The sequence below is a fragment of the Streptomyces antimicrobicus genome (genome assembly GCF_020532625.1).
In the GTDB taxonomy this organism is placed as follows: Bacteria; Actinomycetota; Actinomycetes; order Streptomycetales; family Streptomycetaceae; genus Streptomyces; species Streptomyces antimicrobicus.
Genome location: NZ_JAJAUY010000157.1, coordinates 1 through 13,691, shown reverse-complemented (window position 1 = coordinate 13,691; position 13,691 = coordinate 1). Strand labels below are relative to the sequence as shown.

The window sequence follows — 13,691 nt, the reverse complement described above, 5'->3', positions numbered from 1 at the left end:
GCGGCCGGGGCGTACCGCCTCCACGGCCATGTCCGCGTCCACATCCACCGCCACGTCGACGGCCACGTCCATGTCCGCGTCCATGTCCGCTTCCATGTCCACGTGCCCGTCCGGGTCCACGCCCGCGGACGCACGGGCAGACGCGGCCTGAGAAGAAGCGTCGAACACGACACCCACCACCCCTCGTGAGAAGCCCCCGCACCTCGGGAACACCCCTCACGATCCCCGCGCCCACCGCCACCCCGCCCGCCCCTGTGGACGATCCCCAGTCTGTGGACAACTCCCTCACCCGTACGAGGGACCCGCGCCCGACGAGGCACCGGCGAGGCACCGGCGAGGCGTCGCCGTCAGGGCAGCTCGATGCCCAGGTCCCAGCCGTCGTGGGCGTGCGTGCACAGGCAGTCGCGGTCCTCGGTCCGCGGCAGCGCCGCGACCGCGTCGAAGAGGACCTCGCGCAGCCGCCCGACGTTCTCCCCGAACACCTTCAGGACCTCGGTGTGGGAGACGCCCTCACCGGTCTCGGCGCCCGCGTCCAGGTCGGTGACCAGGGCCATCGACGTGTAGCACAGGCCCAGCTCGCGGGCGAGGACGGCCTCGGGGTGGCCCGTCATGCCGACCACCGACCAGCCCATCGCCGCGTGCCACTGGGACTCGGCTCGGGTGGAGAAGCGGGGCCCCTCGACGACGACCATGGTGCCGCCGTCGACCGGCTCCCAGTCCCGGCCGCGGGCGGCCGCCAGCGCGGCCGTCCGCCCGACCGGGCAGTACGGGTCGGCGAAGGTGGTGTGGACGACGTTCGGAATGCTGCCGTCCGGCAGCGGGTGCCCGTCGAAGAAGGTCTGCGTGCGGGACTTCGTCCGGTCCACGAGCTGGTCCGGCACCAGCAGGGTGCCCGGTCCGTACTCGGCGCGCAGGCCGCCGACCGCGCACGGCCCGAGCACCTGGCGCACGCCGAGCGAGCGCAGCGCCCACAGGTTGGCCCGGTAGTTGATCCGGTGCGGCGGCAGGTGGTGTCCGCGCCCGTGGCGGGGCAGGAAGGCGACCTGGCGCCCGGCCAGCTCACCGACGTACAGGGAGTCGCTGGGGGGTCCGTACGGGGTCTCCACCTGGACCTCGGAGACGTCCTGGAGGAAGGAGTAGAAGCCCGAACCGCCGATTACGCCGATCTCTGCGTTCACCATGCGTCACACCCTAGCCAGCGCCTCCCGCCCCGGGAAAAGCGGAAGCCCCGCCCCACACGGGGACGGGGCCTTCACCAGGGTCCGGTGGTGCCTCAGGCGGCCGGAGTGCTGCTGCTCGACGCCGCCGCGGCCGGCTTCGAGGAGCTCGCCGTCGAGGACGACGAGGACGTCGAGGACGCCGAAGCGGAGGACGAGGACGACGACGAGGCCGAGGAAGAGGAGGCGGGCGTGCTGCTGGACGACGCGCCACGGCTGTCGTTGCGGTAGAAGCCCGAGCCCTTGAAGACGATGCCGACCGCGGAGAACACCTTCTTCAGGCGTCCCTTGCAGCTCGGGCATTCGGTCAGGGCGTCATCCGTGAACTTCTGCACGGCCTCGAGGCCCTCACCGCACTCGGTGCACTGGTACTGGTAGGTCGGCACGATCTTCCTCCTGGCACTCTCACTCATTGAGTGCTAACGACGCTCCATGGTGACGTATTCCGACGGTTCAGTCCACCGCCACGGGCACGCGGTGACCCAGACCACGCCCGTCCGCCTGCTCCTCGCGAGCCGCGGTCGAGGCGTTCACGATCCGGCTCGGGGCCTTCGGCGCCAGCTTGGCGCGCAGCGCCACCAGGGTGACCAGCGCCAGCGCGGTGGCCGCCAGCGGGACCAGGAAGCCCGCGCCGGAGCCGTAGGCGTCGGTCAGCCGGCCGGCGACGACCACGGCCGCGGCCTGGCCGAAGGCGACCGCGCCGGTGAGCCAGGTGAAGGCCTCGGTCCGGGAGGCGGCCGGGACCAGCGACTCGATCATCGTGTAGCCGGTGATCAGGGCCGGGGCGATGCACAGGCCGACCAGCAGGCCGAGCACGGCGAGCAGGGCCATCGAGTCGACGGTCCACAGCAGGGACGCGGCGACGGTCAGGCCGGCGTAGCCGAGCAGCAGCCGGCGGCGCGGGCCGATCTTCCAGGCGATGGCGCCGCAGGCGATGCCCGCGATCATGTTGCCGCCGGCGAAGACGCCGTAGAGCAGGCCGTTGGCACCCGGGTTGCCGATCTCGTTCGAGAAGGCGGCCAGCGAGACCTGCATGCCGCCGAAGACGGCGCCGATGCCCAGGAAGGCCGCGATCAGCACGCGCAGACCGGCGAAGGACAGCGCCGAGCCGTGCTTCTCGCCGCCCGCGCCGCGCCCGGCCGGCCGCGGCTGGGTGGCCCGCCGGGTGGCGAAGACCAGGCCGCCGAGGACGGTCAGCGCGGCCTCGGTGGTCAGACCGGCGGCCGGGTGGACGCCGGTGCACAGCGCGGTCGCCAGGACCGGGCCGACCACGAAGGTGAACTCGTCGGTGACGGACTCGAACGCGGCGGCCGTCGGCAGCAGCGGCGAGCCTTCGAGCTTGGCGGCCCACCGCGCCCGGACCATCGGCCCGACCTGCGGAACGGACGCGCCGGCGGGTACGGCGGCCAGCGCGAGCGCCCACACCGGGGCGCCCAGCAGGGCGAGCGCGGTCAGGGTGCCCACGGCGGCGCCGTGCAGCAGGACGACGGGGAAGAGCACGGCGCTCTGGCCGTAGCGGTCGGTCAGCATGCCCATGACCGGGGCGGAGAGGGCCATGGAGATGCCGGTGACGGCGGCGACGACGCCGGCCCGGGCGTAGGAGCCCGTGGTGTGCTGGACGAGCAGCAGGATGCTGATGGTCAGCATGCCGAACGGGAGCCGGGCGGCGAAGCCGGGGAGTACGAAGCTGAGGGCACCGGGCGTGCGCAGGAGCTGCCCGTAACCGGCGCGGGAGGACTTCTCGGACTTGTCCTTGTCGGTCGTGACCGCGGATGTCACGGCCTTGCCTTTCCGCTGCCTGGTAGAGCGTCCCCGTCTGCGGGCGGTGCGGACCTTGTGGGTCGCACCCGTACGGTGTGGGAGCTCCGAGAGCTGTCCTCTTGCGCAGAACCGAGTGATACCAGGGGCGCCCCTGCGGAGGGAGCCACGGCCGCCGAGCGGTCGCGCCAGCTCTGCGTCAGGCAGAGTTGGTTTCTTTGTGGTGTGCCTTCATGGTACAGGGGAGGTGGCCGCTACGCCCTGTGATTACGGCGACAAGATGTGTCTTCACCTGCGATTAGCAAGAACTTCGCCGGCAGATTCCGTGGCAAACCGCACCGAACCGCCCCGCACACCACCGAAAACGCGCGAATTAGAACGCCGCTCTAACTGCCGGTCCCCAGCCAACCCGCCAGCTTTCCGCCCCGCGCGACCGCCCGCAGCCGCGCCTCGGCGGCGTCCCGCACCGGATCGGTCGCCACCACCAGCAGCTCGTCCCCGCGCCGCAGCACGGTCGACGGCAGCGGCACGAAGCTCTTGCCGTCGCGGACCACGAGGGTGACCGAGGCGCCCGCGGGCAGCCGCAGCTCGCTGACCTCCACGCCGTGCATCCGCGAGCCCGCGGGGATCGCGAACGACAGCAGGTGCCCGCGCAGCTTCTCCAGCGGGGCGGACTCGATCCCGAGGTCGGCGGCGGTGTCCGCCGGGCCGCCCAGTTCGAGCTTGCGCGCCAGCCACGGCAGCGTCGGCCCCTGCACCAGGGTGTAGACGACGACCAGCACGAAGACGATGTTGAAGACCCGGTCGCTGCCCTCGATCCCCGAGACCATCGGGATGGTCGCCAGGATGATGGGCACGGCGCCGCGCAGCCCGGCCCACGACATCAGCGCCTGCTCCTGCCAGGGCAGCCGGAAGGGCAGCAGGCTGACGAAGACCTCCAGCGGGCGCGCGACGGTGGTCAGCACCAGGCCGATGACCACGGCCGGCCAGAAGTCGTGGACCAGCTCGTGGGGCGTGACCAGCAGACCGAGCAGGACGAACATGCCGATCTGGGCGATCCAGCCCAGTCCGTCGGCGAACCCCCGGGTCGCGGGCCAGTGCGGCAGCTTGGCGTTGCCCAGCACCATCGCCGCCAGGTACACGGCGAGGAAGCCGGAGCCGTGCGCCAGCGCACCCGCCGCGTACGCGCTCACGGCGATGGCCATGACGGCGATCGGGTAGAGGCCCGAGGCGGGCAGGGCGACGTGCCGCAGCCCGTAGGCGCCCAGGAACCCGACCGCCAGGCCTATGGCGGCGCCGATGGCCAGCTCCAGGGCTATCTTCCCGATCAGCATGTACCAGGGGTCGACCGGGCCGAGCGTGGCGAACGCCACGACGAGGATCACCACGGGGGCGTCGTTGAAGCCGGACTCGGCCTCCAGCACGCCGGTCACCCGCGCCGGCAGCGGCACCTTGCGCAGCACCGAGAAGACCGCCGCCGCGTCCGTGGAGGAGACGACCGCGCCGATCAGCAGCGACTGCCGCCAGTCCAGCCCGACCAGGTAGTGCGCCCCGGCCGCGGTCACGCCCACGCTGATGGCGACGCCCACCAGCGAGAGCACGATCGCGGCCGGCAACGCCGGTCTGATCTGCTTCCACTTCGTCCCCAGACCACCCTCGGCGAGGATCACGACCAGGGCGGCGTAGCCGATGACCTGGGTGAGTTCCGCGTTGTCGAAGACGACGTTGCCGATGCCGTCCTGGCCTATCGCTACGCCTATGCCGAGGTAGATGAGCAGGCTGGGAAGTCCGCTGCGCGAGGAGACGCGCACCGCCGCGACCGCGACGAGCAGCACGAGCGAGCAGACCAGCATGAGCTCATTGAGCTGGTGGACAGTCAGCGGGCGGTCCTTTCCTCGGAGCGCCGCCGGATCGTTCCTCCGGTGGCAAGTACTTCGTTACCTTACCTAATCTTTGACGCTTTCTTGACGCGCTAGCCACATTGTGAAACGTCTGTTCGCCCTCGTCCCTGACACCGCGTCCGAACAGGTAGGGCGCTGCGCCTATGGTTGCTCCCAAGCACTCAGGACCATCAGGACCACCCTGCCCCTCTAAGGACAGCGATGCCCGCCAACGAATCCGCCCCTTCCGCCAAGAAGAAGGGACGACGCGCCCGTCTGATCGTGCTCACCCTGGTGCTGGCGCTCGTCGCGGGCCTCGGTTACGGGGCTTACTGGAGCGCGGACACCATCCGTTCCTCCTTCCCGCAGACGACCGGCAGCCTCAAGCTCCCCGGACTGGCCGCGCCCGTGGACGTCAAACGCGACGCCAACGGCATCCCCCAGCTCTACGGTGACTCCGACGAGGACCTGATGCGCGCGCAAGGCTTCGTGCACGCACAGGACCGCTTCTGGGAGATGGACGTACGGCGTCACATGACGTCCGGCCGGCTCTCGGAGATGTTCGGCGCCGGCCAGGTCGAGACGGACGCGTTCCTGCGCACGCTCGGCTGGCGCCAGGTCGCGCAGGCCGAGTACGACACCAAGCTCTCACCGGAGACGAAGAAGTACCTCCAGGCCTACGCCGACGGGGTCAACGCCTACCTCAAGGACCGGTCCGGCAAGGACCTCTCCGTCGAGCACGCGGCCCTCGACCTCACCGACGGCTACCGGCCCGAGCCCTGGACGCCGGTGGACTCCGTGGCGTGGCTCAAGGCGATGGCCTGGGACCTGCGCGGCAACATGCAGGACGAGATCGACCGGGCCCTGATGTCCGGCAAGCTCAGCCAGCAGCAGATCGACGAGCTCTACCCGCCGTACCCGTTCGACCGGAACAAGCCGATCACCGAGGGCGGCAAGATCCAGGGCGGGGCGTACGTCCCCCAGAGCGGCACGGGCACCGGCACGGGCACCGGCTCGACCGGCGGAACGGGCACGGGCACGGGCACCGGCACGGGCACCGCCTCCGGCGCCTCCGCGGGCGGCGGCGCCGACGCGGGCACCGCCTCCGGCGCGCTCCAGGGCGTGCGCAGCCAGCTGGGCGCCCTGTCCGACACCCTGGACAAGATCCCGGCGCTGCTCGGCCCGAACGGCAGCGGCATCGGCTCCAACTCCTGGGTCGTCTCCGGCCGCTACACCACCACCGGCAAGCCGCTGCTGGCCAACGACCCGCACCTGGCCCCGCAGCTGCCCTCGCTCTGGTACCAGATGGGCCTGCACTGCCGGACCGCCGGCAACGGCTGCACCTTCGACGTCGCCGGCTTCACCTTCTCCGGCCTGCCGGGCGTGATCATCGGCCACAACGCCGACATCGCCTGGGGCCTGACCAACCTGGGCGCCGACGTCACCGACCTCTACCTGGAGCAGGTCCGGCCCGAGGGCTACGTCTACGACAACAAGGTGGTGCCCTTCACGACGCGTGAGGAGACCATCAAGGTCGCCGGCGGCGCGAGCAAGAAGATCACCGTGCGGACCACCAACAACGGTCCGCTGATCTCCGACCGCAGCGACGAGCTCGGTACCGTCGGCACCCGCGCCCCGGTCACCGGCGCCGCCCCGGACCGCGGCAACGGCTACGGCGTCGCGCTGCGCTGGACGGCCCTGGACCCGGGCAGGTCGATGGACGCGATCTTCAAGCTCGACCGCGCCAAGGACTTCGCCTCCTTCCGGGCCGCGGCCGCCGACTTCGAGGTGCCCTCGCAGAACCTGATCTACGCCGACAACAAGGGCCCCAGCGGCAACATCGGCTACCAGGCCCCCGGCCGGATCCCGCTGCGCGGCCAGGGCGACGGCCGGATGCCGGCCCCGGGCTGGGACTCCAAGTACGCCTGGAAGGGCGGCAAGGACGGCGCCACCGGCTGGATCCCGCAGAACGAGCTGCCCTGGGAGCTCAACCCGGCCCGCGGCTACATCGTCACCGCCAACCAGGCGGTCGTGGAGTCCGGCACCGGCAAGTACCCGTACACGCTGACCACCGACTGGGGCTACGGCGCCCGCAGCCAGCGGATCAACGACCTCATCGAGGCGAAGATCAAGGACAGCGGCAGGATCTCGACCGACGACATGCAGAAGATGCAGACGGACAACAGCAGCGAGATCGCCGCGCTGCTGACCCCGATGCTCTCCAAGATCCCGATCGCCGACCCGGACGTGCGCGCCGCGCAGAAGCTGCTGGACGGCTGGAACTACACCCAGGAGCCGGACTCGGCGGCGGCCGCGTACTTCAACGCGGTCTGGCGCAACATCCTGAAGCTGGCGTTCGGCGACAAGATGCCCAAGGAGCTGCGCGTCGAGGGCGACTGCCGCAACGTGAAGGCGGACACCCTGGGCCTGGCCGACGACCTGAGCGACGTGGTCCGCGAGTGCGGCCAGCGCGACGCGGACTCGGCCCAGCCCGACGGCGGCGACCGCTGGTTCGAGGTGGTCCGCCGCCTGGTCAAGGACGAGAAGTCCGCCTGGTGGCAGTCGCCGGCCCTGCGCAACCAGCCGGCGACCACCAGCCGCGACGAGCTCTTCGCCCGGGCCATGAAGGACGCCCGCTGGGAGCTGACCGCCAAGCTCGGCAAGGACCCGGAGTCCTGGAGCTGGGGCCGCCTGCACCAGCTCCAGCTGAAGAACCAGACCCTCGGCACCGGCGGACCCGGCTTCCTCAAGTGGGTGCTCAACCGCGGCCCGTGGAACCTCGGCGGCGGTGAGGCCACGGTCAACGCCACCGGCTGGAACGCGGCCAGCGGCTACTCCGTCACCTGGGTCCCGTCGATGCGGATGGTGGTCAACCTCAGCGACCCGGACAAGTCCCGCTGGATCAACCTGACCGGCGCGAGCGGCCACGCGTACCACTCGCACTACACCGACCAGACGGACCTGTGGGCCAAGGGCGAGCTGCTGGACTGGCCCTTCGGCAAGGAGGCCGTGGACAAGGCGACGGTGGACACGCTCACGCTGAAGCCCTAGCCGAAACGGCGTACCCCGGACGGGGTCGCCACCGCCTGCACGGGGTGGTCGTGCGGTTCCTCCGGGACCCGCGCGACCACCTCGTCGTCGTAGAGGAGCACCACCAGCGAGGGCCGGGCCCCGGCCCGCTCCAGGCGCGCCAGCACCCGGTCGTACGAGCCCCCGCCGCGCCCCAGCCGCATCCCGCGCCCGTCCACGGCGAGCCCGGGCAGCAGGACGGTGTCGGCCTCGGTCACCGCGTCGGGGCCGAGCCGCGGCCCGGTGGGCTCCAGCAGCCGCATCCGGCCCGGGTGGGCGGTCTCGGCGAGGCCGGCCGGGCCCTCGTAGGCGGCCCAGTCGAGGTCGTTGTCGGGCAGCAGCACCGGCAGCAGCACCCGGGCGCCGTGCCGGCGCAGCGCGTCGAGCAGGGCCCGGGTGCCGGGCTCGGTGCCGACGGAGACGTACGCGGCCACGGTCCCGGCGCCGGCCAGCTCCGGCAGGGCCAGCGCCTGCCGGGCCAGCGCCTGGGCCGCGGCCTCGACGGCGGCGGGGGACAGCGCGCGCCGGGCGGCGAGCAGTTGGCGGCGCAGTTCCGCCTTGGGGGAGGGTTCCACTACCACATCCGACTCCAAAAACCGCTAGCTATCAGTTCAAAAACGGACGAATTTACCGGAATTAAACGTTCATCTTCGGTGACCGACTATGGTTCTGCCCATGACTCAGTTGCACCCCGTGATCAAAAAGGCCGTCATCCCGGCCGCGGGCCTCGGCACTCGCTTCCTCCCTGCGACGAAGGCCACACCGAAGGAAATGCTCCCGGTCGTGGACAAGCCGGCGATCCAGTACGTGGTCGAAGAGGCGGTCGCGGCCGGTCTCGACGACGTCCTCATGATCACAGGACGTAACAAGCGGCCCCTGGAGGACCACTTCGACCGCAACTACGAGCTCGAGTCGGCCCTCGTCGCCAAGGGGGACGACGACCGCCTGAAGAAGGTCCAGGAGTCCAGCGACCTGGCCACCATGCACTACGTCCGCCAGGGCGACCCCCGGGGCCTGGGCCACGCCGTGCTGTGCGCCGCCCCGCACGTCGGCAACGAGCCGTTCGCGGTCCTGCTCGGCGACGACCTGATCGACCCGCGCGACCCGCTGCTGCGGCAGATGGTCGAGGTCCAGCAGCGCACCGGCGGCACCGTCATCGCCCTGATGGAGGTCCCGCAGGAGAGCATCCACCTCTACGGCTGCGCCGCCGTCGAGGCCGCCGACGAGGACGGCGTCGTCAAGATCACCGGCCTCGTCGAGAAGCCGGACCCGGCCGACGCGCCGAGCAACTACGCCGTCATCGGCCGCTATGTCCTCAACCCCGCGATCTTCGACATACTGCGGGAGACCGAGCCGGGCCGCGGTGGGGAGATCCAGCTCACCGACGCCCTGCAGAAGCTGGCCGCCGACGAGAGCGTGGGCGGTCCGGTGCACGGCGTGGTCTTCCGGGGCCGCCGCTACGACACCGGGGACCGCGCCGACTACCTGCGGGCCATCGTCCGCCTCGCCTGCGAGCGGGAGGACCTCGGCCCGGAGTTCCGCACCTGGCTTCACCGTTACGTCACGGAGGAGATGTAGGACCTTGAGCAGCCCCGCACCGCAGGACACCGCCCAGCAGCGTCTGTGGTCGGTGGACGAGCACCTCGCGGACATCCTCGCCGCCGTCCGGCCCCTGGAGCCGATCGAGCTGCAACTGCTCGACGCCCAGGGCTGCGTCCTGGTCGAGGACGTCACCGTGCCCGTCGCCCTGCCGCCCTTCGACAACAGCTCCATGGACGGCTACGCCGTCCGCACGGCCGATGTCCAGGGTGCGAGCGAGGAGTTTCCCGCGGTGCTCACGGTCGTCGGGGACGTCGCGGCGGGCAGCGGTGAGCTGCCCACCGTCGGTCCCGGCCAGGCCGCCCGGATCATGACCGGCGCCCCGCTGCCGCCAGGCGCGGAGGCCGTCGTACCGGTCGAGTGGACCGACGGCGGCACCGGCGGCGGCGCGGCCGCCGGCATGAGCCCGGCCCGCGCCGCGCCCGCGGGCGCGGCCGGCGAGGTGCGCGTCCACCGGCCGGCCGAGGCGCGGGCCCACGTCCGGGACCGGGGCAGCGACGTGCAGGCGGGCGATCTGGCGCTGGCCGCCGGGACGGTCCTCGGGCCGCCGCAGATCGCCCTGCTGGCCGCCGTCGGGCGGGGCACCGTACGGGTCCGCCCGCGCCCGCGGGTGGTCGTGCTGTCCACCGGCAGCGAGCTGGTCCAGCCGGGCGAGGCGCTCACCTCCGGCACCATCTACGACTCCAACAGCTTCGCGCTGGCCGCCGCCGCCCGCGACGCGGGCGCCATCGCCTACCGGGTCGGCGCGGTCGCCGACGACGCGGACACCCTGCGCGCCACCATCGAGGACCAGCTGATCCGGGCCGACCTGCTGGTCACCACCGGCGGGGTCAGCGTCGGCGCCTACGACGTGGTCAAGGAGGCCCTCACCGCCGTCGGCGAGGGCGACGTCGACGGCAGCCGGATGGAGTTCCGCAAGCTCGCGATGCAGCCGGGCAAGCCCCAGGGCTTCGGCTCCATCGGCCCCGACCACACCCCGCTGCTGGCGCTGCCCGGCAACCCGGTGTCCTCCTACGTCTCCTTCGAGCTGTTCGTCCGGCCCGCGATCCGGGCCCTGATGGGCCTGCCCGACGTGTCGCGGCCGGTGGTACGGGCCACCCTCAAGGCGGACCGGCCGCTGCGCTCGCCGGCCGGGCGCCGGCAGTTCCTGCGCGGGGCCCACGACGCCGCGAGCGGCACGGTCAGCCCGGTCGGCGGATCGGGCTCCCACCTGATCGCCGCGCTGGCGCACGCCGACTCGCTGATGGTGGTCCCGGAGGACGTCACCTCGGTGGAGCCGGGCACCGAACTGGACGTGGTCCTGCTCGGCTGACCACGGCCCACTACGGGTAGCGTGTTGCACCACACAGGCCCTTGCGGGGCCCAGAGCGGGAGCGGCGCAGCAATGAGTACCCAGAGCAGGCTGACCCACATCGACGAGGCCGGCGCGGCGCGGATGGTCGACGTGTCGGAGAAGGACGTCACCACCCGGACGGCCCGCGCCAGCGGCCGCGTCCTGGTCTCGCCCCGGGTGGTCGAACTGCTGCGGGGCGAGGGCGTGCCCAAGGGCGACGCCCTCGCCACCGCGCGGATCGCGGGGATCATGGGGGCGAAGAAGACCCCCGACCTGATCCCGCTGTGCCACCCGCTGTCGGTCTCCGGGGTCAAGGTCGACCTGACGGTCGCGGACGACGCCGTGGAGATCCTCGCCACCGTGAAGACGGCCGACCGCACGGGCGTGGAGATGGAGGCCCTGACGGCGGTCGCGGTGGCCGGGCTGACCGTGGTCGACATGGTCAAGGCCGTGGACAAGGGCGCGGTCATCACCGACGTCCGGGTCGAGGAGAAGACCGGCGGCAAGTCCGGCGACTGGACCCGCGCGTGAACGCGCCGCGCGGGGGCGAGGTGCACAGCCACAGCCACGGCCACAGCCACGGCCACGGGCCGGCGGCGGAGCCGGCGGGCGGGGCCGGGGCGAGGGACGGGGAGCGGCCGGCGGGGCGCGGGCTCGTGGTCACCGCCTCCAACCGGGCCTCGCAGGGCGTCTACGCCGACCGGGGCGGCCCGCTGCTGGCCGAGGGGCTGGCCCGGATGGGCTTCACCGTCGACGGGCCGCGGGTGGTCCCCGACGGCGACCCCGTGGAGCAGGCGCTGCGCGAGGGCGTGGCCGCCGGGTACGACGTCATCCTGACCACCGGCGGCACCGGGATCTCGCCCACGGACCGGACCCCGGACGCCACCGCGCGGGTGCTCGACTACGAGATCCCGGGCATCCCGCAGGCCATCCGCGCCGAGAACCTCGCGAAGGTGCCCACCGCGGCCCTCTCGCGGGGCCTGGCGGGCGTGGCCGGCCGGACCCTGATCGTGAACCTGCCCGGCTCGACCGGCGGCGTCCGGGACGGGCTGGCGGTGCTGGAGCGGATCCTGCCGCACGCGGTGGACCAGCTGCGCGGCGGCGACCACCCGCGACCGGCGGACACGGCCGGGAGCGCGAGCTGAACGGACCCACCTGGCCGGCGGTGCTGGTGGACGGCGACGTCACGCTCCGGCCGATAAAGCTGCGCGACCAGCGCGCCTGGCGCGAGGTGAACCGGCGCAACCGGGAGTGGCTCAGGCCCTGGGAGGCGACCGTTCCGCCCCCGGCGCCCTGGGGGCCGGTGGTGCAGCGGCCGACGTACCGTCAGATGGTGCGCCACCTGCGGGCCGAGGCGAACGCGGGCCGGATGCTGCCGTTCGTGATCGAGTACCAGGGCCGGCTCGTCGGCCAGCTGACGGTCGCGGGGATCACCTGGGGCTCGATGTGCGCGGGCCACGTCGGGTACTGGGTCGACCGGGAGGTCGCCGGCCGCGGCGTCATGCCGACGGCGGTGGCGCTCGTGGTGGACCACTGCTTCGGGAAGGTGGGCCTGCACCGGATCGAGGTCTGCATCCGCCCGGAGAACGGCCCGAGCCGCCGGGTGGTGGAGAAGCTGGGCTTCCGCGAGGAGGGCCTGCGCCCGCGCTACCTGCACATCGACGGCGCCTGGCGCGACCACCTGGTCTACGCGCTCACGGTCGAGGAGGTCCCGGAAGGGCTGCTCAACCGCTGGCACCGGGCGCGGCAGGCGCAGAAATGAAGGCCTCGGGGGAACCGGGCCCCCGGTGAGCGCAAATCTGTTCGAATTTGCCGCCCATTCATCCATAACCTGATCCGAAGAATCACAAAAAAAGTCCGTGATATCAGCCAGATCGTGCGACACACCGGTCCAATTGGCCGATGCCCTCGCCCGTACCCCTCTACGGTGTGAGATGTGAGCAGCAGCGGCCTCATCTACGCAGTCATCGTCGGGGCCTGGGCCGCCTACTTGGTGCCCATGTGGCTCCGGAGGCAGGACGAGCTGAACGAAGCCCGTCCGACGGAACGCTTCTCCACCGCCATCCGGTTGCTTTCCGGGCGGGCGGGAATGGAGCGCCGTTACGCCAAGGACCTGCGTGAGCGCGGCGAGCAGGAGGAGCCCCCCTACGCGGACCCGGACGCCGCGACGGAAACGGTGAATTCCGTGGACGCCGACGCCCGGGCCATCGGCATGTCCCCGACCCGGGCGGAGCCGAGATCCGTGGCCGCCGAGCGGGAGGAGCGCGAGGAGCGGGCCCGCCGCGAGCGGCGCCTGCAGGTCCTCGCCCGCCGCCGGCGCACCACCGCGATCCTCTTCCTCGCCTTCACCTTCGGCGCGATCGCCGCCGCCGTCGGCGGCCTGCGGCTGCTGTGGGCGCCCGCGATCCCGGCCGTGCTCCTCAGCGCGTACATCGTCCACCTGCGGGTGCAGGAGCGGCGGCGGTTCGCCGTCACCATGGACCGCCGGCGGGCCGAGGCCGCGGCGCGCCGGCTGCGCGAGAACCACGACGGCGGCCGGCCGCGCCGCCGCGAGCCGGAGGCCGCCACCGGCGGCCCCGACCCGGACCCCGCCCCACCGGTCTCCCCGCAGGAGGCCGGACGGCGCGCGCTGGTCGAGCAGACCGACCACGCCGAGTGGGTGGACCAGCAGCGCGAGCGCGAGCGCGGCCCGGCCCGCGGTGACAGCTGGGAGCCGGTCCCGGTGCCCCTGCCGACGTACGTGACGGCCCCGGTCGCCCCGCGCGCCACCGGCCCGGTCAACCCCGACGGCTGGAGCCCGTCCCGCTCCAGCACGGCCGAACCGACCGAGCCCCG

At 72.4% G+C, this 13,691-nt stretch carries 12 protein-coding genes; 7 read left to right on the top strand and 5 right to left on the bottom strand.

What is annotated here, in order from left to right; all coding sequences use genetic code 11:
* Positions 1 to 347: 347 nt before the first annotated feature.
* The 4 genes from LG632_RS26510 to LG632_RS26495 form a co-directional block, all read right to left on the bottom strand.
* The gene (locus LG632_RS26510; RefSeq protein ID WP_226730072.1) at positions 348 to 1,181 is read right to left on the bottom strand and encodes an S-methyl-5'-thioadenosine phosphorylase; all 834 of its coding nucleotides are present in this window, start codon (positions 1,179 to 1,181) and stop codon (positions 348 to 350) included.
* A 92-nt stretch (positions 1,182 to 1,273) separates the two neighbouring features.
* The gene (locus LG632_RS26505; RefSeq protein WP_226730071.1) at positions 1,274 to 1,603 is read right to left on the bottom strand and encodes an FmdB family zinc ribbon protein; all 330 of its coding nucleotides are present in this window, start codon (positions 1,601 to 1,603) and stop codon (positions 1,274 to 1,276) included.
* A 67-nt stretch (positions 1,604 to 1,670) separates the two neighbouring features.
* Positions 1,671 to 2,996: an MFS transporter gene (locus LG632_RS26500; RefSeq protein WP_226730070.1), complete on the bottom strand. Its 1,326-nt coding sequence runs from the start codon at positions 2,994 to 2,996 to the stop codon at positions 1,671 to 1,673.
* Positions 2,997 to 3,361: 365 nt separating this feature from the next.
* Complete coding sequence (locus LG632_RS26495; protein WP_264202289.1) at positions 3,362 to 4,828, bottom strand: potassium/proton antiporter; 1,467 nt, start codon at positions 4,826 to 4,828, stop codon at positions 3,362 to 3,364.
* A 249-nt stretch (positions 4,829 to 5,077) separates the two neighbouring features.
* On the opposite strand from LG632_RS26495, the gene LG632_RS26490 reads away from it, so the two are divergent.
* The gene (locus tag LG632_RS26490) at positions 5,078 to 7,906 is read left to right on the top strand and encodes a penicillin acylase family protein (protein ID WP_226730069.1); all 2,829 of its coding nucleotides are present in this window, start codon (positions 5,078 to 5,080) and stop codon (positions 7,904 to 7,906) included.
* Here the strand turns inward: LG632_RS26490 and LG632_RS26485 are convergent.
* Positions 7,903 to 8,499 (bottom strand): 5-formyltetrahydrofolate cyclo-ligase, encoded by a 597-nt coding sequence (locus LG632_RS26485; protein ID WP_374203590.1) that lies wholly within the window; start codon positions 8,497 to 8,499, stop codon positions 7,903 to 7,905. The genes LG632_RS26490 and LG632_RS26485 overlap by 4 nt on opposite strands.
* 100 nt (positions 8,500 to 8,599) lie before the next feature.
* Here LG632_RS26485 and galU point away from each other — a divergent pair, with 100 nt between their 5' ends.
* From galU to sepX, 6 genes are all read left to right on the top strand, one after another.
* Positions 8,600 to 9,502, top strand: coding sequence for a UTP--glucose-1-phosphate uridylyltransferase GalU (gene galU, locus LG632_RS26480; protein ID WP_226730067.1), 903 nt, complete (start codon positions 8,600 to 8,602; stop codon positions 9,500 to 9,502).
* A 4-nt stretch (positions 9,503 to 9,506) separates the two neighbouring features.
* The gene (gene glp, locus LG632_RS26475; RefSeq protein WP_226730066.1) at positions 9,507 to 10,835 is read left to right on the top strand and encodes a molybdotransferase-like divisome protein Glp; all 1,329 of its coding nucleotides are present in this window, start codon (positions 9,507 to 9,509) and stop codon (positions 10,833 to 10,835) included.
* A 72-nt stretch (positions 10,836 to 10,907) separates the two neighbouring features.
* Positions 10,908 to 11,387, top strand: a complete 480-nt coding sequence (gene moaC, locus LG632_RS26470) for a cyclic pyranopterin monophosphate synthase MoaC (RefSeq protein ID WP_226730065.1) — start codon at positions 10,908 to 10,910, stop codon at positions 11,385 to 11,387.
* 125 nt (positions 11,388 to 11,512) lie between these two features.
* Positions 11,513 to 12,001, top strand: a complete 489-nt coding sequence (locus LG632_RS26465; protein WP_226730074.1) for a MogA/MoaB family molybdenum cofactor biosynthesis protein — start codon at positions 11,513 to 11,515, stop codon at positions 11,999 to 12,001.
* Positions 11,998 to 12,618, top strand: coding sequence for a GNAT family N-acetyltransferase (locus tag LG632_RS26460; protein ID WP_226730073.1), 621 nt, complete (start codon positions 11,998 to 12,000; stop codon positions 12,616 to 12,618). The genes LG632_RS26465 and LG632_RS26460 overlap by 4 nt, the downstream gene beginning before the upstream one ends.
* Positions 12,619 to 12,792: 174 nt before the next feature.
* Positions 12,793 to 13,691, top strand: an 899-nt coding sequence (sepX, locus tag LG632_RS26455) for a divisome protein SepX/GlpR (protein WP_226730064.1), incomplete at its 3' end; no start/stop codon positions are given.